We start from the raw sequence: 19,754 nt of genomic DNA, 5'->3' as shown, positions 1-19,754 counted from the left end.
TAATATTCGTTAGTTTCTGATCTTTTTACAAAGAAAATCATAAAACTCATCTTTTTCATCACCGAGAATACGATTGGTCAACATGTATCCGTGGCTCTTGTCCGACATGACGATTATCATATTGGACTGTTTGATCGCATTTACGATCTTATTCCACATAATGTCTTCCTGCTTCCCGTCACTGCTGACATGAACTCCGTTATCATCAAACAAAAGCTCTACTCTTCCCGGAAGTGTCTCCAGCTGTTTAATGCTCCGTAAATAAACTAGAAAAGGCTGGATAATCGGGAACAGCATACATCCAAACATAAGCAGTGCTCTGACAAATGGCCCTGACGTTCCCCAAAACCTAATCGACAACATGATCATCGCAACTGTAAATACAACATTTACGACCCCCGCGAGTGATCTGTATGTACGAATCATGGCTATAAACCATAAATCCTTAGGCTTAACATCAGATATGTAACGATATTCCATAATTAATCACCTTATTTTGCTCCAAGAAGATTAGGTAAGAACATACTAATCTCAGGAATAAATGTAAGAAGGAGAAGTGTAACGATCATGCAAATGTAGAAAGGAAGTGTAGCCTTTACTACTTTCTCCATCTTAACCTTACCTACAGCAGAACCGATGAAAAGAACGGCTCCAACGGGAGGTGTCAAAAGTCCGATACCACAGTTAAGAACGATCATGATACCAAACTGTATGGGATCAATTCCGATTGACTGTGCAATAGGAAGAAGGATAGGTGTTGCGATCAAGATAATCGGAGCCATATCCATGATACATCCAAGTACAAGAAGAATCAGATCGATCAAAAGTGCAATAACAACAGGATTACTTGAGAATCCCACAATCATATTCGCTGCAATGGCAGGAACATGAAGCGTTGTAAGGCAATAGCCAAAAATACTTGATGTAGAAATAAGGATAAGTACGATTGAAAGTGTATCGATACAAGATTCCAATGTCTTCCAAACGCCCTTCCAGTTGAGTCCTTTATAGATGTAAACGCTTACAATCAAGCTGTAAAGAACAGCGATAGCGGCTGACTCAGTTGCTGTAAATACACCGCCTACAACACCAAATACTACGATAATAACTGCAGCAAGTGCCCAGAATGAAGTTCCAAGCTGCTTTAAGAGACCAACAATGCTGAACTTGTCTCCCTTGGGATAATGTCTCTTCTTAGAAATAATATATGATCCAACCATGAGTGATACTGCGAGAATCGCACCTGGTATATATCCTGCAAGGAACAAGCTTCCTATAGAGATACCGCCGGCACTCATGGCATAAATTACCATGTTATGACTGGGAGGAACAAGAAGTCCCTCACATGATGATGTAATTGTTACTGCTGTTGAGAAATCATCATCATATCCTTCTTCGACCATCATAGGAATGAGAATACTTCCGAGTGATGCAGTATCAGCAGCAGCTGATCCTGAAATACCACCAAAGAAATATGATGCAACGATATTAACCATTGCCATTCCACCGGTCATCCAACCTACACAAGCGTTGGCCAAAGCAATAAGCTTCTCTGAAATACCACCGGTACCCATAAGGCATCCCATTGTAATAAAGAACGGAATTGCCATCATACTAAACGAATTGATTCCCTTAACCATCTGCTGACAGATGCTTGTAAGAGGGAGTCCCTGATACATTAAACAAAAAAGTGAAGATAATGCCACTGCATAAGCAATCTGAAATCTGAGCATAATCATTACAAGAAAGCTCACAAGCAATACTGCAATAGCTGTTGAATTTACTGCCATTACTTATTTCCCTCCTTTAATACTATGCGTTTGATATCATTGTAAATTGCCTCAAGTTCAAATACAAACATAGCAATACCTGCTACAGGAATTGGGAAATACAACCAAAACTTTGAAAGTGAAGGCATACTAACATATGATCCCTTCGCTCCGATTGTTGAAGCATACCCCCATCCAATCACGATCATAACGATTGCAAGGCCAAGTACACAAATATCATTAAGGATATCGAGTGCCTGTATAAGTTTCTTAGGTAAGTAAACGTCCAATGCTGTCATTCTTATATGAGCACCGCGTCTGATGGCCAAAGCTGCAGATAATACAGCCATATAAGCCATAAGTGTAAGTACAATCTCCTCGCTCCATGCAGGATCCGGAATGAAAGAAATATATCTTCCTGCAACACTCATTGAGGTGATCAGGATATCTGCAATAAGCAAGAGTTTGCAGATAAAAAGCATAATCTTATATGTTACGTCATATAAAACCTTGAATTTATCTACCTGTTTAAAAAAGCCTTCCATAATTCCTCTTTTCTTCTAAAAAGGGCATGGGAAGGGATACCCTCCCCATGCCGGCGTTAAAAAATAAATTGATAAGTTACAACTAAAGGTGGTAAAAAATTACTGCATATCAAGGATCTGCTGGTAAACGTCTTCCTTGCCCTTTATGTTTTCTTCAACAACTTTCTTAACAGCGTCCTGCCAAGGCTTGATATCCTCAACTTCTGTGATCTTTGTTCCGTTAGCCTTAAGCTGCTCAAGTACTTCCTTCTCCTTCTCTTCTGAGATTGAACGGTTGTACTTAGAAGCCTCTTCACCGGCTGCCATAAGGATATCCTGCTGATCAGCTGAAAGCTTGTTCCAAGCGTCATCTGTGATGATAACCTGGATAGCACCAAGTGTGTGTCCATCAAGGATCATGTTGCCTGCAACTTCGTTGAATGAGTTTGATGCATAGTTTGCGATAGGCTGCTCAGCACCATCAACTACACCTGTCTGAAGTGCACCATAGAGCTCTGTGAAAGCAACTACTGTAGGAGAAGCACCAAGGCCTTCTACAAGACCGTTCATAACAGGGTCATTAGAAACACGAAGCTTTAATCCCTTAAGAGAATCGATACCTGAGATTTCCTTTGTTGTGAAGAAATGACGGAAACCTTCCTCACCATAGAAAAGTCCTCTTACACCGCTTCCGTTCTCTGAGGGCTCAAGCAAGAACTGCTTAGCAAGATCAGATGTAGCGAAGTTCCAGAAATGCTCACGGCTTACAAATGTGTAAGGAAGTGAAAGGAGCATTGATGACTCTCCGCCGTAGCTTGTAAGTGAGAAAGCGGAAATTCTTGCAAGATCGATTGTTCCGCCGCCACCAAGCATTGTATCAAGAACGTCCTGCTCAGCACCAAGAACCTGGTTAGCCTGAAGATCGATGATGATTGATCCGTTTGATCTCTTCTCAACTTCTTCTTTGAACTTTGCATCTGTCATACCTGAAATAGAATCAAGAGGGTTAACCTCAGCCATAACAAGTGTGATTGCATCCTTAGCAGGCTCTGCCGGAGCGTCAGCTGCCTGTGCATCAGATGCCTGTGCGTCAGCTGCAGGCTGTGCTGCGGGTGTCTCAGGTGCTGATACACCACAAGCTGTCATTGATACAACTGTTGCTACTGTTAATAGTGTCGAAATAAGTTTCTTCTTCATTTTTTACCTCCCTAAAATAAAAAAAATAATGACATAGTCTATTCGACAATGTCATTATAGTTGATTACTCGTATATAAAAAAGCGGATAATTTTAATATTATCTAGCACTTTTTTTACATTTTTGTTATCAATCGAAATCAGATACGGAAAATACGGGTGTCGGATTGGTCAATCCGTCACATATTCCATCACTTAACTTCTCTGTAGCGGGGCCGTTTTCATAGCCCACATAACTCTGAATAACCTTGAAATCCTCAGAAGGTTGTACCTCTTCCTCCTGCACGGGACGTGCATTTATCGGCTGAATATTCCTTACAGACTGCTGCTCACGATAAAACTGCGGCTGCATGGGCTGTCCGTTTACAACCTGCCCCTGATAGAATTGTCCTTGTCCCTGCATAAACTGCCTGTTTCCGGCCATCTGCTGCCCCTGATAGAACTGAGGCTGCATAAACTGTCCGTTCGCTACCGGCTGCCGCATAGGATAAAATTGTCCTTGCATGGGATTCATACCGAAGTATCCGCCATTCATCATCTGCCCCGGCATCATGCCCGGTCTGAGCGGAAGATCCTTTGTTGAAATACGCTTAACATATAAAATAGCCTTTATGACCATGAACAGCTCAAGTCCGATAAATACAAGCATTGTAAGAGTATGTTCCGTCGAAAGACAAAAATCATACAGTCCGTGAAGTCCGACAGGTATCCAGAACGCCTTCTGTGTATTGGCATTTCTCTTGTCAAACCTGCCCCTGCACTCATATCCTTTGGCAAGTCCGTAATATGCGCCCATAAACACGCCGAATATGCAGTGTCCGGGAACCGAAAGTACCGCGCGCATAAGTCCCGTCATAAATCCAAACTGGAATACGTACATAACATTCTCAATCGTCGCAAAGCCCAGAGATGCGCACACTGAGTAAACTATTCCGTCGAAAGCAAAGTTAAACTCTTCATTATTCCAGGTACACTTCTTTAAAACGAAGTATTTACCTGCTTCTTCAGCCACACCGATCACAAGGAAATTTTCTATAAGATGATAAACAACGTTCTGCTTAGGAAAGACCATATCAAGGACGAGGATTCCAAAATATTCCAAAGCCACCGCACTTACCGTTGTCAGCGCCCCAAAAAAGAACACTGCCGCCATAAGTCCCAGAGGCTCTTTCTCGACTTTGTCCGCCTTGTAGATAATACATAACAAAACAGCTGCCGGTAAAACAGCCAGAATCGCCAAAACTATATCCATTAGAATCAATCCCCTTCTCTTATAAGCAAATGTTAAAAATAATTTTAAAGCTCTTTTAAAAAAAGTATTATATTTGCACCAGAATGTCAATAATTAATCGCAGAATTATACTATAATTATCAAAAAAATTATCATATGTAACAAATATCAGACAAAAAACCTCTTTGTCAGACTTTTTTCGACAAAGAGGCATAAATCCTGTATCTATCCGTATTTCACAAAAACACAATTTACGTATTATAGTTTATATCATACTCTTCCCGCTTTTGCAATCTCCACAAACTCAATCTTTGATACAGCCGGTGACAGATAGTCGCCCAAAATATAGTCGGCGTAAATATCTTTCATCTTATCATAGTATTCAAAAGAATCCACTCCCGATACCACAACGGTCTTATTTATCTGCCTCAGCATATCCATTCTGTTCTTTAGTATAATGCCGCGCTTTGAGCCTCCGGTTGTCTCCATGAAGTGCTTGATATTTACTATAACTCCGTTAAATCCGCTAAGCATATCGTACCTTACGCCCATTGAGTCGTTCTTGTAATTTCCCATAAAGATCCTGACTCCGTCCTCGCTTAGCCTCTCTATTACATAGTCCACGGAATCCGTCTCAACATACAGGACATTGTCATTTATATCAAGCGCAATCTTGGAAAGGTCGACATTGTACTGCTTCGCATACTCTCTCACCACTCCGACAAGTTCTTTACTGATAACCTTATCCGACACCGTATGCACCATGATGAAATTTATACAATCCGGATTTTCCTCAAGTAGCTCCCCCGCAAATCTAAGGATCGAACCTATCATCCTGTTCTCTATTTCTTCCGCAAATCCCGACTTCTCGGCAACTCCCATAAACTCTGAGAAAGATATCACGCCAAGCACCGCATCGTCCAGATTAAGAAGAGCTTCCGCTCCGCATACCTTGTTTCCGCTCTTATCAAAGATCGGCCTGTATTTAACCTTAAAATAATTCTCATTCATTCCGCGGACAATAGCTTTTTCAACCTCAATCTTCCTAAGAAGAAAATCAAGATCATGGTCGATCAAAAGATTTTTTCCCGTATCCTCGATATGCGCTTCCGACAGCATCAGAATATCCTCTTCGCTATTGAACATATCGGGTGTTCCCGCACACATTATGAGCGCATTGATATTCATCTGATTATCTTCAAGAAGCCAACCTCTGTCAAACCTGTCTCTTATCGCATACGCAAGCTTATTGCTCTCGCTCTCATTCCCGTCCAGACACAGAATATAAAAGCAGGCAACACCGCTTATATACACGTCGTACTTATCCGCCACATCAAAAAGATATTTAGATATCTGCTTTATTATCGAATCAAAATCCGCATATCCCGTAATATTTATATACGCATCCGCATTTTCTATACGAACGCAGATAGTCCTAAAGCTCCTGTTAAGACCAATATAATTCTTGATATCCTGCAACAGCGCCATTCTGTTATAAAGTCCCGTTCCCGAATCAACCCTGTCGTCGTCTTTTTCCAGAATTATCATGATTCCCATAAGTCCGATTGACTCGCACAAAAGCTCACATGTGATCGTAGGAAAAAGCATCTGTATGATGACTCCCATGATCGCAAGCGACAGAAAATACACCATTGCACCTTTTTTAAGGTGATTTATACTCTTCCAGTATCTCACAAGCAAAAGAACACATAGGATAAAATAGAACGCACTCAGAATATAAGCCGCATAAACGACGGGTCCTCTGTGGAAAACAAGGTCGGATTGCGCCGTAAACGCAAGTTGTGTCATGGGATTAGAGAAAAGAACCGTCTCAAGAACAGCCATCGGAATTGCAAATGCAACTCGGAATCTCTTAGAAAAAAGATGCAAAATACCGCAAACTACGATTATGTAATACAAAAGTACGGGCATCATCAAGAAATGCGTCGCATAGTAAATATATTTACTCAGATAACACACAAAAAACTTGATCGCATAAGGAAAATCATAGTTATAGGCAATATAAGAAGCGATACCTGTACAGGAATCAAAAAGAACTATCAAAAGAAGCACAAGTAATAAAGTGTTCTTAAGACTTTTCTTTTTCCTGATCACTATCGCACAAAAAATACTTGTTAAACTGACTATCAGCGCCGCTATACAAAACGTAAGTCCGCCGTTTGGATTACCTTCAATCATAATGTTATTCCTTTGAATCAAAAAAGTTCCTAAGTGTTTCCAACAGTTTTTCTTTGTCTATAGTCTTCAAAAGATAATCGGCAGGTTTAAGAGCAATTACTTCGGTAACGCTCTTTTTATCATTTTTTCCCGTAAGGAACATAATGGGTATTCCACTTGAAAAAGACTCTTTCTTAAGCATCTCCATTACTTTCGGTCCGTCTATTACAGGCATATCATAATCAAGAAGTATCAGATCGGCCTTGTTGTTAGCAAGCCACGCAACCGCCTGCGCGCCTGAGTTTGCGACTCCGACTCTGAAGTCATCCTTAAGCCACTCCCTCAGCATCTGAAGATAAGTGAAATCATCATCTACAATAAGGATGCATTTTCTCTTCATCTGAATGTACTCATCGTCGGTAACGATAAATATCTTACCGAGCAGCTCATCCATATCGAGAGGTCTCGTAAGCTCACACGCAATGTCCTCTTTTGGTATAAACCTGTGGATAAACTTGAACGCATCGTTATCGCCTATTATTATGACGATCATATTCTCTTCAATGCAAAGATCCTTGAAGTATATGATCGCATCCTGATGCTCCACAAAATCAGAATCCGTATAAAGAATCGCAAGACTTGCCTCTTCCTTGTTGGCACTGATATCAGAGATTGAATATGATGACTCGGCCACAACAAAATGATTATCGGACAAGCTCTTCTTAATTGCATTCACCATGAACGTCTTATCATTTCTGACTAAAAGAATTTTTTTATCAAACATTCCTTTGCTCCCGTCTACAACTCATTCTGTGCAATTTTCTCTATACTTTCCCAATCAAGCTTTGTAAGATAGTCCTTTATCTTCCCGATATTTCCCATGTCTTTTTCGGAAAGATTGTAGTCCTTAAGTGAATCAAGTATCAGCTCCATCGTGTCATAGTTAAGTCCCTTGCAAGCTTCAACCATGCTTCCGTAAGCATCTTTCATTTCAGATTCCTTAATATCAATTTTTTCGCCTGTCTCTTCCTTCACTTCATCACCTGCAATCCCCGGCACTCCGGCTATTTCATACTCTGCAAGAAGGTACCTGTTAAGAAGCTCCGAATGATGTTCCTTGATATACATCGTATCGCCGATATTTCCGGCATTTTCAAGTTTTTCCGCAATATCAGATAATATAGTCGCTCCGATCGCTCTGCTCGTACTCTTAAGCGAATGTACAAAGCTCGTGTAATCCTTCCAGTTCTTATCTTCGTACGCCTTCTCAATATTTGCTTTCGTAAATTCAATTGATTCGTAGTACACTTTCAGAATATTAAAATAGCTCTCTTCGCTTCCGCTGTTCTTAAGCCCCACATCCGACTTTATCTGCGTAAGCCCCGAAACATAATCCTTAAACTCATTGTTTTCCGAAGTTTTTTCCTCACCCTCAGTCTTCTCGGGTTCTTCAGGGTTATATTCAATCTTTTCCTCGGGCAGATAATTTATGAGCGCTTCTTCCAACTTATCACTCTCAACAGGCTTACTCAGATAATCCGTAAATCCTTCGCTTATAAAAGTTTCTTTTGCCCCGGATATCGCATTGGCTGTAAGTACGACTATAGGAGTGAAGCTGTTCTTGCTCTCTTCGTCTTCCCTTATGAAATGAAGCGTTTCAACGCCGTCCATGCCGGGCATTCTGTAATCGAGGAAAATAATGTCGTATTCTTTCAGTTTCTGCATCTTAAGACACTCAGCGCCGCTCCTTGCTGTATCTATATTGACGAGCGTATTCTTAAGAAGCTCCTTTATAACCACGTGATTTACGGGCGTATCGTCAACAACAAGAATATTGGCATCTTTCGCCGTAAACTTAACTCTGTATTTCTTGTGTATCTTGTTAAGCTCCGCGATCTTGTTCTTGAAGTTTCCGATTTTCACATCTCCCACTTTCTTCTGCGGAAGAACAATCTTAAATACAGATCCTTTGCCATATTCACTCTCAACTTCTATAGAACCGTTCATCAGCTTAAGGAGATTGCTTGTGATCGCCAGCCCCAGTCCGCTTCCTTCGATAGTTCTGTTCTTATCAACATCAAACCTCTTAAACTTGGCAAAAAGATTCTCAATATCCTCCTGTTTGATTCCTATTCCCGTATCGATGATATCTATGAAAAGATTTACTTTGTCCTCCGAGACCTCTTCTCCCCTGATTTTCAAAGTAACACTTCCTTCAGCAGTATATTTGACGGCGTTGTTAAGGACATTTACAATAATCTGTCTAAGTCTCATCTCATCGCCGCAAAGGCTGTCGGGAAGTTCCTCATTTACCTCAAATATCAGATTAAGCGCTTTCTGCATAGCCTTAAAATATATCATGTTATAAGCATCGTTGAGCACGGAGCTCAGCTCGTAGTTTCTCTCGTTGATCTCCATATTGCCCGCTTCGATCTTGGAGAAATCAAGGATATCATTTATAAGTGACAAAAGAGTCTTTCCCGCACTCTCGATATTTCTAGAATATTCAAGGATTTTCTCATCCGTACACTCTCTTAAGATAACCTCATTCATTCCAAGAACTGCATTGATGGGAGTTCTTATCTCGTGCGACATATTGGCAAGGAAGTTACTCTTTGCCTCATTGGCCGCCTTTGCTCGTCTCTCCTCCATTCTGGCTGTTTCCGTAGCCTTTAGGATAGCAATGAAGTCATTTTTACTTACCGCTCTCGAGTAATATTTACCCTGCACGTAATCTGCCTTTACGTTCTGGATGCGCTCTGCGAGCTCCTTTGAATTAACGGAAGCCATAACAATTTTTTTACCCGTCTGATTCATTGTGGAAAGACGGTTTTCAAGTATGAGTTTTCTCTGAGCCGATGAATCCGACTCAATCAGAAGTCCCGCATTGACCTTTATTCCCTCGAAGAGATACGAAGTCGACGATTGCATGCCAAAAAAACTGGTTCCGTACTCATCCATATAGAACCTGATTCCCATATCGCCAAGGTCTGAGATTACCTGATATATCAGATTTTTGTCCGTGACTGCCGCATTCTCCGTTATGCCAAACACTATGTTCTCGGGTTTAACCCCGTATCTGGAAAAGAGCTCTTTTACCTGAGCAACGAAATCTGTCTTGATTATCTGCGCCGACGTAAGTTTGATGCATATGAACTCAATCCCCATCTCCTCAATGATTCCGCCGCCGATGAAATACAGGACTTCTTCGATCATGAAAAGGCCGAGTTTTTCTATGGTTCCCGTCTGATTCGCGATGGGAATGAATTCATCCTTGGATATTTCACCAAGTTCCTTGTCATTGAACTTAAGAACCGCCTCAGCCGCACAGATAGACAGATCTTCCTTCGTATAGATAGGCTCGTAAAAGACCCTGAAGCTCGAACTCTCAATTCCTCTTCTAACTGCCTTTTCAACGTCCGCCCTTCTTATAACAAAGCCAAGTTCATCACAGTAAATGGGCCTTCCCTTATCAGCCTCAATATCCGTGTCCGACAAAAGGAGCAGGTTATCGAGATTTTCAAACTTATCAGGTGAAGAGGCCTGAATGACCAGTGTCTTTAACTGCACGCTGCTTCCGTCAAGCATAATGCTCTTTCCGAGTTTAAAAAATACTTCGTCCGCGATCCCCCTTGCATAAGCATCCGTGATATCAGGGCACACAAGGAAAAAACACTCGATTCCAACGCGGTATACTTCGAATTTCTTATTCACATCACCAAGATAACCGGCGACATGTGAAAGTATCTTTTCATAATTCTCATGACTCGATATCTTCCTCAGAATATCGCCGTTTAAGATTTTCACGCATATGGCGTTAAACTGTCTGCCATATCTGAAATAATTGCCGATATCGGTAATGAAAGCATTCCTGTTAAGCGCCTTCGTCGAAAAATCTTTTCTGTCATCATCACCTTCAAGCATGATCATAATGCCCATCGCGCCGATTGCTTCGCACATAAGCTCGCACGTGACATTGGGCCAGATCATCTGAACCGCTATTCCCACAATCGCAAGTATATAAAAATATATGATAGCTATTTTCTTGAGTTTATTAAGGACGCTCCAGTAGAGATACAGAACGATTATAGAAAAAACAGTGTAGAAACCTATTATTACATAAGCAACGTAGACGCCGCCTCTTCTTATGTAGCTCATGCTGTCATCTATCTCGTAGACGATATCAAAGAGCGGATTTATAAGAACCAGCAGCTCCATAAAAATAAAAGGTATGCCTAAATAAAGACGTACCTTCCCCGTAAACCTGTGCTGAACTCCGCACTCCATCACTATGTAATACACAAAAATAGGCGCCATTGCAAAATGTGTAAGAAAATACACGAAAAGATTTGCATGACCAATTATAAGCTTAGTTTCAAACGTAAGCCTACTATATCTCAAAAACTGCTCCACAATCCCCGAAAAGGAATCAATGGCGATTATCATTATGAAGGCAATGAAAAGCCAATTCTTAAGCTTTACCTTACCTCTGATGATCAGTTTATAAACAATGCACGTAACGCTGATCACTAGGGCGGATAAATTGAAGGCACTACTGCCTATCACTTCAGTACCGACCATAAAGTCACCCCGTTGCACAAAGCTATCATCCGGTTACTGTCTTACAGGAAAAAGATCTCTATACCATCTGAGCGCTGACAGATAGGCATCGTAAACCTTTGTCATATCCATATTTCCAAGGACCATCAGTCTTGAAATCTCGGTCCAGTCCGCATCTTCATATCTCCTTATGAAATTGAGAACAGGCGCGAAATCTCCTTCATTATTAAGAAGCGCGAGCTTGACATCCTTTGGAACAAGTACCATATCAAGAGCTTCCTTCATTGTCTTGCCAAGCATTATATCTATAGCAGAGAACAATCCCATGATAAAGAGCTCCTGTCCCATCAGAGCCAGCTCAAAACTCTCTGCAAGATTCTCCGCAAACTTAGCCCTTATCATTACAAGCCTTGTTATCTCAGTCGGCCTGTCTGCGCAAAGCTCTTTTGTCACAGCGGTATTTATCCATCTCTTTAACTCTTTCTGACCAAGCATGGCTGTTGCGTGCCTGATGGATGTGATCTCGGAATTAAGTGCCATTCGGTTTACCATCTCAAGAAGCGAGATTGTAAGCGCGGGGTCTTTGCCGATAACATCCGCAGCGTCAGTAAGGTCAAAGTCCGGAGCATTAACGACATTAAGAAGTTCTATGTAATTTACTTTTAGAGGATTGACCTCAGTTTCAGACTCACGCACCGGCATTCTGAAGAATCCGCCCTCGTAAAGGTCATATCCTCCGTGCGAGATAAGCATGTCATACTGTTCCTGAGTATCGACGTTCACCGCGCACAGCTTGATTTTCGGATAAACTTTTCCAAAATAGATCTTGGCTTTCTCTATATCGATTTTTGCATGATTAAGCAAAATATAATCGCACTGATTAAGGATTTCTTTATAGGGTTCAAAACCGGAAATAGGAAGTTTTCTGATAGCAAGTTTGTATCCTTGCATTTTGAGTTCCTTCACCCTCTTAACGTAATGGGGCTCGGGTGTGATACTGTTATCCATAAGGAGAACAACTTTATTTGCGGGAACTGTGCACTGAAGCGATATTTCTGCGAACACAGAAAACTGATTGACCGGAACAAATACTTCTTTTCCCCCGGATAACATAGACATCCCCATACTACTTACAACTTCCAGTTCATGGACCGTTCCTGCACCGTCGTATCGCGCTCCACCCTCCATTTCAGGATTCAAAAAGTGGTTATCTTTACGCGCAAACACAGAATATGCACAAACAGACATTTTATCGTCGAACAGTGGAATTAAAGTAGCTAACATTGCCTGTCTCCTTTCTCCTCCAAAAAAGACATAATCCGCTCAATTACATTTTACCCTAAATAGCGGATTTTTACCAAGATTTTTTCAAAATTTCGTTTATTTTTCGTATGTGGTTTTATCAATTATGTAACGAGGCCTTCCCTTAACCTCATCGTAAATCTTGGAAATGTATATACCTATGATTCCGAGGCCTATCATGATCATGGCCGATGTAAAGCAAACCAGGACTATAAGTGTTGTAAATCCGGGCTGGTCATTGCCTATAAAAAAGTGTCTGTACAAAGCTTCAACACTGAAGCCAAATCCCAATAGGGCAACAATCCATCCTGATATTGTAATGAGATGAAGCGGTGCCGATGTAAAAGATGTTATATTCGTGATTGCGTATTTTATAAGAGATTTGGTGCTCCACTTTGATTCACCCGCTTCTCTTTCTCTGACATTATATTCTACTTCGGTGCTCTTAAATCCAATCCATGATGAAAGCGCTCTGAAAAAAGCATTCTTTTCATTCATGTTAAGAAGTACGTTCATGGCCTTTCTGTCGAGGAGCTTGTAGTCAGAAGCTCTGGACATATCAAAACCGACAGATTCACTCATGATATTGTAGAAGCTCTTTGCCGCAAACTTATGCATGGCAGACTCTCTCCCCCTGCTTGCCTTAACACCTTCGACTATCTCATAACCCTGTTCCCAGAGTCTGTACATATCAACGATTTTTTCCGGCGGATGTTGAAGATCGCAGTCAAGAACTACGCAGCAATCTCCGCAAGCCTCGGCAATTCCCGCAAAGACAGCGGATTCTTTTCCAAAGTTTCTTGAAAAGCAAACACCCTTAACTCTTTTATTGCGGGCAGATTCTTCATCAATCGCTTTCCATGTGTTGTCACTTGAGCCGTCGTTAATAAAAAGAAGCTCAAAATCTATATTCTCCTCATCCAATATTCCTGATATTGTTTCGGATGTCTTTTTTATCATTTCCTCTTCATTGTATGCGGGAATTATTACAGATAGCATAAGCAAATTCCTCCAACTGACTATTACTAATTGCATATTATAGCATATTTCACGACTCAAAAAAACCGATTATCCAGATATACTGTAGGTTTTACTCTAGATATGCAAACGTTTTTGTGATAGAATCTTTCCATTGTTCTAAAAATTTATATCCATTTCTACGGAGGCATATCATGGACGCTCAGCAGTATAAGCGCGCAAACGCAAACAGTTTTTACGTAAGTATCATCACGGTAGTAACAGGAATCGTATTAACTCTGTTATCGCTAATCACCAAAGGTTTTGACATCGGAAAGGCGGTCATATTTGCAAGTGCCGTAGTCAGTTTGATCATCATCTTTATCGGTAATTTCAAGTTCTGCGAAGAAAAAACAGGTGCAGTCTTGATAATGTGCGGAGTTAGCGTATTCTATCTCACTCTTGTTCTTGCAGGAAACGATCTTGCATATTTTGCATTCGGACTTCCGATACTCATCTGCAGTACACTCTACTCAAACGTAGCTCTCTGCGGTACCGGAGTCGGTATTATCTCAGTTTCTTTTATAATATCGATAATCACCAACCTGCTCACATCGGGACTTCAGAATAACATTCTGGTTCCTGCGATAGCTACACTGATACTCTCATTTATATCATGCATCATGACGGTTTCTCTTCAGAAGAATTTTATCGATGAAAAAAGACTTTTAATGAGTCAGACCGCGAAAAAGACACTTGATGCCGGAAACAACATGGCAGACATTGCAAACAAGATTACCGAGCTGTTCAACGCTTCTCAGGACGATCTTGATTCACTTCAGAAAATCCTTGAATCACAGCAGTCGGGAATGCAGAACATCGCAACAAACATGGAGAACACATCGCAGTCCATTATCAAACAGGCCGAGAAGGTTCAGTCAATCCAGGAAAAGACATCTACAACAGAGCAAGACAGAATCGAAATGACCGAGGCTTCAGAAAGCACTCAGACAGTAATTGATGAAGGTATAAACATCATATCTGATCTTAAGCTCAAATCACAGGACGTATCAAAAGCAAGTCAGATAACGGTTGATGCAACACAGGCAGTTATTGATAAGGTCGAAGAAGTCAAAAACATCGTAAGTTCGATCATGGCGATCTCAACACAGACCAATCTCCTTGCCCTCAACGCAAGCATCGAAGCTGCTCGTGCAGGTGAAGCCGGAAAAGGTTTTGCAGTTGTCGCAAACAATGTCCGCGAACTTGCCGCAGAGACAAACAAGGCTTCCAACGAGATCACAAACATCATCAACGAGCTTAACGAAGATGTTCAGAAGGCAATGTTCAGTATAGATGACACTGTTACAACAGTTGATAAGCAGAACGCGATGATCGAGTCTGTAGGTGAAAGCTTCAACAGCATTAACAACAACGTATCGGGAATGATCACACGCTTCTCTCACATCGCAGAGGGAATGAAATCAATTGCCGATTCAACAAACGAGATCAACGATAGCATCTCTACTCTCTCGGCAACAAGCCAGGAGGTTGCTTCTCTTTCACATGAAGGTGCAAAGGCATCCGATGAAGCAACAGAGAAATTCAATGCATTTAAAGCAATTCTTGTTGATATCTCAGATCAGGCAAACAAGCTTCGCGAAATCAACGCAACAAGATAAAAAACTTGAAACGAGGGCAATTCCGGCAAAAAAAGGAATTGCCCTCATTTTATTAAATTTTCATACTTTTTAACACAAATTAATTAACTTTTTATACGTTTTTCCGATATAATATTTAGTAACAGATAGACACACCGATAAAATTATCTGACTATTTATGAAAGGAGGAATCACGTGTATGACAGCTACATTAGACTTAAGAAATGAAGTTCTGGACTGCATCAGAAAGGATTGTGAAGACGAGTTTTATCCGGATCCCGAGAAAGTAGCTCATATTACCGGCTTACCGTTAGGGGATGTTTTTGATCTGCTCATAGAACTGAAAAATCAGGGTTGTCTCGGAAAGAGATGATTCGCCATTAAAAATGGAGAATTATAATGGATGATTCTATAAAAGAATAAAAGTCCTATGCTCACTAAGCATAGGACTTTTATTTATATCACTTAATCAGTCAATTGAAAGATCTACTTCTTCTACATCAGTATTCTGAGCATCCCCCTCCGCTTCTGTGTTTGTTTCTTCCGGCTGAGCTTCTTCCGCGTTCTCTGCGTTCTCGTCCTCAGCAGGTGCTTCTTCATCTGCCGGCTGCTCTTCAACTTCCGATGTATCAACCTCTGTGTTTGTCTCAGCTATTACCTTGCCGTTTGCTGCACTGTCGTAATCCTGAATTTCAGTAATGGACCAATCATGTGAATCAGGGTCTTTTGTAATTGTGAATACAAAGATATAGGTTTCTTCTGAGCTCTCAGATATTACATCTTCATATGTTTCCAAAACAAGATTGATCAAATCATTATATGCCTGCTTGGCAATTTCAGGATCAGAATTATCGATCTTATCGGGATTTGCTTCCTTATAAGCATCAACTTTAACACCGATTCTTGCCGAAGCATCCTCACTGCCGATTACATTAAGCGGAAATCCTGTATCTACCGAAGCAATTACAGTACCTACACCCTTTTTAACGGTAGCAGACTTAATCTCATAACCTGTTATCATATTCGAAAGGCTGGCACAGAGATTATCAAGCCTTTGAGCTGTTGCTTCATCAAGCTTATCCGATTCAATACCCGACTTAAGATTATCTGTAAGAAAAGTAGAGTCAAAGGTACGAACAAACTCACCTTCCAAAACTCCCGCACTTGCATACGCTTCAATATTTTCAGTTGAACCACTCTGTACTATCTCCAAAAACTGTTCTGCGGTTTCTGTAATCGCCTTCTTAGAAGATGTACAGCCTGTAAGAACAGTTGTACTCATTGTCAGAACAACGATCGCAGATACTAATTTTTTCCCTAAACGCATAAATGTCTATCTCCGTACCCTATAACAAATTTTTATGTAAACACAACCTTAAGTATAGCATATTTGGATAAATAATCAAAGAATATCGTATTTTCGTTAGTATAGTGGTAAAATATAGATTATAGCAAATGGCAACGCAGCCGCAATAAGGAGGGATTTTTAGATGTTAGTACTTTTTGGAGAAGGTGTAATCAAAGATGTATGTGCAGTAGAAGTAAAACCCATGGATATAGGAGAAGGCAAAATTGTAGGAACGCAGATAAATTTCACTCTTACAAGCGGTGACAGACTTGAATATGTCTACGACCAGAACATTCCTATCGAGAAGTCCGGCCAAAGAGCCATCGATTTCGTGCGCACTCTGTACAACGACGGGAAAGCCGATTTCTCCGGGGAGCCGGTTGAACTTATGTGATAAGGGGACGATAGAAAGGTCGATACTGCGGTAACGGCGGCAATATGTACAATTTTTGCGCAAATTGTGCCGGACACTGCGATGAAACCAGGACATAAAAAATGGGTGCAGAGGCACCCTTTTTTTATTGGTTTCATCTCCGTGGCACAAAAAAGCGCAAAATATTGTACATGCTTCCCTTTGCATAATCTCAGCGCACAATATTAATTCACGATATTGCGAGGTGCTCCGGCCATGAAGGCTTGGATGTTCTTCTTTACCTCTTCCAAACATCTGCGTCTGGATTCTGTGCTACCCCAGGCCATATGTGGAGTGATAAAAAGCTTTCCGCTATCATGAATCTTGAGGAGCGGTGAGTCTTTGGCCATGGGTTCGGGGTTAAGCACGTCGAGGCCTGCTGCCTTTATTTCGCCGTTCTCAAGTGCTTCGCAGAGGTCAGCTTCGTTCACAACAGCGCCTCTTGCAACGTTGATGAGGATTGCGTTTTTCTTCATCTTTGCGAAAGCGTCTTTATTGAAGAGTTCTCTTGTCTTGTCACTCAAAGGACAGTGGAGAGAAATCACATCCGAACGTGATAATAACTCATCAAACGATACTCTCTCGTATTCCGTGCATGTGCTGTTTCCGGAAGCGGAATAGAAAATTACTTTTGCCCCGAAAGCAGTTGCGATCCGTGCAACTTTTCTTCCGATATTTCCCATTCCTACAATTCCGTATACTTTGCCATCAAGTTCCTCAAATGGAATATCAAGGCAGCAAAAATGCGGCTGTTTTGCATATCCGCCGCTTTTTACAAATTCATCATAATGGCGTGAGTTTTCCATAAGATAAAACAGTAATGCGAAGGTATGCTGGGCAACTGAAGCTGTTGAATAATTGACTACGTTTGCCACTTTTACGCCATGTCTTTTACATGCTTCAATATTCGCATTGTCAAAGCCTGTCGCAAACTCACATATAAGTTTAAGATTGGGAGCATCATTTAAAACCTTTTCGGTTATAGCACTCTTATTGATAAGCAGTATCTCCGCTCCCTCAAGTCTCTCCTTTGCATTCTCATCGGTAATCTTGTCCCCGTAGTAGGACACTTCTCCGAGTTCATCATAAATACTGTAGTCCATGTCAGATCCGACACTGTCTACATCTGCAACAACAATTTTCATATCCTGTGTAACTTATGCCTTTCTTTTGTGTTTTTATGTTCTAACAGCCTTCATATCTTTTTTATTCTGATACATCAGTCTGTCAGCTCTCTTAAGTACACTGTCCGCATCGTCATCCATAGATTCATCAAATATAGCAAGTCCGATGGCAGCCGACAGTCTCTCCCACGGTTGCAGGCTCTTATTGTTCTGAAGCTCTTCCATGTGACTCTTAAGCGAATCAATAAGCTCGTCTTTGTGGTTGAAATCTTTATTCTCAAGAAGCACAACGAACTCATCTCCGCCCACCCTGAATACAGGCGAATTTTCGAAGGTATCGCATATAAGTGTGCACATATTCTTGATATAAAGATCGCCTGCTTCGTGTCCGAAGGTGTCATTTATCTTTTTCAGATAGTTTATATCTATCATCAGCATACCAAACTGTGCAGTCTGAGTGATGATATCGGAGTTAAGTCTTACTTCTACTTTATCATATGCCGCTTTATTTTTTACACCGGTAAGAGCGTCTCTAAGTGCGAACTCATTAACCTTGGTCATCTCAAGCGACATGTTCTGGATCTTATTGGAAGACCTCATAAGATCCTCCGCATATTCCCTCATATCCTGGGACATGGAAAAAACTGTGTCGGCAAGCGATTCAAGCTCATCTCCCGTGTGTATGTCGGGATTCTCCATAAGAAGTAGTTCGGGACTTTTCTGTGAATGGCTGTTTTCTGCAAAATCGCGCGTTGTGCGTTCAATCTTCTGAAGAGGTACGATTACTCTTTCATTAAGCCAGAATATCATTCCGAAGATAAAGATAACGGCAAGAACAACACCGCACACCGCCATGGTTATGATGTATTTTCTAAGGTTATTCGAGATATCCATTGTGCTGAATCCGCAGCTAAAAAGAGCAATTCCTTCACCGGATGCATTTCTTATCGAAGCACTTGCGCTAAAATCTTCGCCGTACTCAGTCTTAGCGGTAGTATAATTGATTCCCGTGTTATTCTTCATAACATTATATGAAATCTCACAAAGCTCTTCTCCGAGAAAAGATCCGATCATATCTCCGAGATACGGAACCGGAATATCTTCTTTAAGATCTTCGCCGCTCTTTTCACGCTCGGTAAGCCCGGATGCAAGCTGCATACAGTCATATCTGTCATCAATCTTGCAAGGAACCGTAAGCAGGATAAAATCAAGATCGTAGCTCTCTCTTACCCTACCCATAAGATTCACAAGATTATTAAACGTATCAGAATACTCTTTTGTCTTAATACGTTCTTCAAGGTCCTCAATATCTATATTTTTCAATGTATAATCAACAACATAAGTAAGCCTTGTCCTATACTCATCAAGCATGGTATTTCTAAATATCATGAAGCTTATCGTGCCAAGTGCCACGCAAAGAATAACAATAAAAACAAGACATACCCAAATAACTCTGTATCTAAGTGAATTGTTATATTTTTTCTCCATCCAAT

16 protein-coding genes are annotated in these 19,754 nt (G+C 41.0%); 3 read left to right on the top strand and 13 right to left on the bottom strand.

Features of this window, described 5'->3' with window-relative positions; genetic code table 11:
- Positions 1–9: 9 nt before the first annotated feature.
- From DL92_RS0100995 to DL92_RS0100950, 10 genes are all read right to left on the bottom strand, one after another.
- A complete protein-coding gene (locus tag DL92_RS0100995; RefSeq protein ID WP_026666650.1) occupies positions 10–480 on the bottom strand; it encodes a YcxB family protein in 471 nt (156 codons plus the stop codon).
- Positions 481–491: 11 nt separating this feature from the next.
- Entirely contained in the window at positions 492–1,790 is a 1,299-nt protein-coding gene (locus DL92_RS0100990; RefSeq protein ID WP_026655120.1) for a TRAP transporter large permease, read from the bottom strand.
- The gene (locus tag DL92_RS0100985) at positions 1,790–2,314 is read right to left on the bottom strand and encodes a TRAP transporter small permease (RefSeq protein ID WP_026666649.1); all 525 of its coding nucleotides are present in this window, start codon (positions 2,312–2,314) and stop codon (positions 1,790–1,792) included. Before DL92_RS0100985 ends, DL92_RS0100990 begins: the two co-directional genes overlap by 1 nt.
- 99 nt (positions 2,315–2,413) lie before the next feature.
- On the bottom strand, positions 2,414–3,490 hold the full coding sequence (locus DL92_RS0100980) for a TRAP transporter substrate-binding protein (protein WP_026655121.1): 1,077 nt from the start codon (positions 3,488–3,490) through the stop codon (positions 2,414–2,416).
- Between the two features lie 128 nt (positions 3,491–3,618).
- Positions 3,619–4,740, bottom strand: a complete 1,122-nt coding sequence (locus tag DL92_RS19940) for a PrsW family intramembrane metalloprotease (protein WP_051198928.1) — start codon at positions 4,738–4,740, stop codon at positions 3,619–3,621.
- 249 nt (positions 4,741–4,989) lie between these two features.
- The gene (locus tag DL92_RS0100970; RefSeq protein ID WP_026666648.1) at positions 4,990–6,918 is read right to left on the bottom strand and encodes an EAL domain-containing protein; all 1,929 of its coding nucleotides are present in this window, start codon (positions 6,916–6,918) and stop codon (positions 4,990–4,992) included.
- 4 nt (positions 6,919–6,922) lie between these two features.
- Entirely contained in the window at positions 6,923–7,681 is a 759-nt protein-coding gene (locus tag DL92_RS19935; protein WP_026666647.1) for a response regulator, read from the bottom strand.
- A gap of 14 nt (positions 7,682–7,695) precedes the next feature.
- Entirely contained in the window at positions 7,696–11,478 is a 3,783-nt protein-coding gene (locus DL92_RS19930) for an EAL domain-containing protein (RefSeq protein WP_051625194.1), read from the bottom strand.
- Positions 11,479–11,511: 33 nt separating this feature from the next.
- Positions 11,512–12,741, bottom strand: coding sequence for an EAL and HDOD domain-containing protein (locus tag DL92_RS0100955; protein WP_026666646.1), 1,230 nt, complete (start codon positions 12,739–12,741; stop codon positions 11,512–11,514).
- Positions 12,742–12,837: 96 nt separating this feature from the next.
- A complete protein-coding gene (locus DL92_RS0100950; protein ID WP_034462001.1) occupies positions 12,838–13,758 on the bottom strand; it encodes a glycosyltransferase family 2 protein in 921 nt (306 codons plus the stop codon).
- Between the two features lie 173 nt (positions 13,759–13,931).
- Here DL92_RS0100950 and DL92_RS0100945 point away from each other — a divergent pair, with 173 nt between their 5' ends.
- Together DL92_RS0100945 and DL92_RS20920 are read left to right on the top strand one after the other, a co-directional pair.
- The gene (locus DL92_RS0100945) at positions 13,932–15,398 is read left to right on the top strand and encodes a methyl-accepting chemotaxis protein (RefSeq protein ID WP_026666645.1); all 1,467 of its coding nucleotides are present in this window, start codon (positions 13,932–13,934) and stop codon (positions 15,396–15,398) included.
- Between the two features lie 178 nt (positions 15,399–15,576).
- Positions 15,577–15,750, top strand: coding sequence for a hypothetical protein (locus tag DL92_RS20920; protein WP_155833748.1), 174 nt, complete (start codon positions 15,577–15,579; stop codon positions 15,748–15,750).
- Positions 15,751–15,846: 96 nt separating this feature from the next.
- Here DL92_RS20920 and DL92_RS0100935 read toward each other — a convergent pair whose 3' ends face one another.
- The gene (locus DL92_RS0100935; RefSeq protein WP_026666644.1) at positions 15,847–16,704 is read right to left on the bottom strand and encodes a hypothetical protein; all 858 of its coding nucleotides are present in this window, start codon (positions 16,702–16,704) and stop codon (positions 15,847–15,849) included.
- Between the two features lie 163 nt (positions 16,705–16,867).
- Between DL92_RS0100935 and DL92_RS0100930 the strand changes: the two genes are divergently transcribed.
- Positions 16,868–17,119 (top strand): hypothetical protein, encoded by a 252-nt coding sequence (locus DL92_RS0100930; RefSeq protein WP_026666643.1) that lies wholly within the window; start codon positions 16,868–16,870, stop codon positions 17,117–17,119.
- Between the two features lie 203 nt (positions 17,120–17,322).
- On the opposite strand, the gene DL92_RS0100925 is transcribed toward DL92_RS0100930, so the two are convergent.
- The gene (locus tag DL92_RS0100925) at positions 17,323–18,282 is read right to left on the bottom strand and encodes a D-2-hydroxyacid dehydrogenase (RefSeq protein WP_026666642.1); all 960 of its coding nucleotides are present in this window, start codon (positions 18,280–18,282) and stop codon (positions 17,323–17,325) included.
- Between the two features lie 33 nt (positions 18,283–18,315).
- Positions 18,316–19,749, bottom strand: coding sequence for a GGDEF domain-containing protein (locus DL92_RS0100920; protein WP_026666641.1), 1,434 nt, complete (start codon positions 19,747–19,749; stop codon positions 18,316–18,318).
- Positions 19,750–19,754 lie beyond the last annotated feature (5 nt).

The organism is Butyrivibrio sp. AE2005, assembly GCF_000686965.1.
Classification (GTDB): Bacteria; Bacillota; Clostridia; order Lachnospirales; family Lachnospiraceae; genus Butyrivibrio; species Butyrivibrio hungatei_A.
This window is presented reverse-complemented; position numbering and strand designations above follow the sequence as displayed.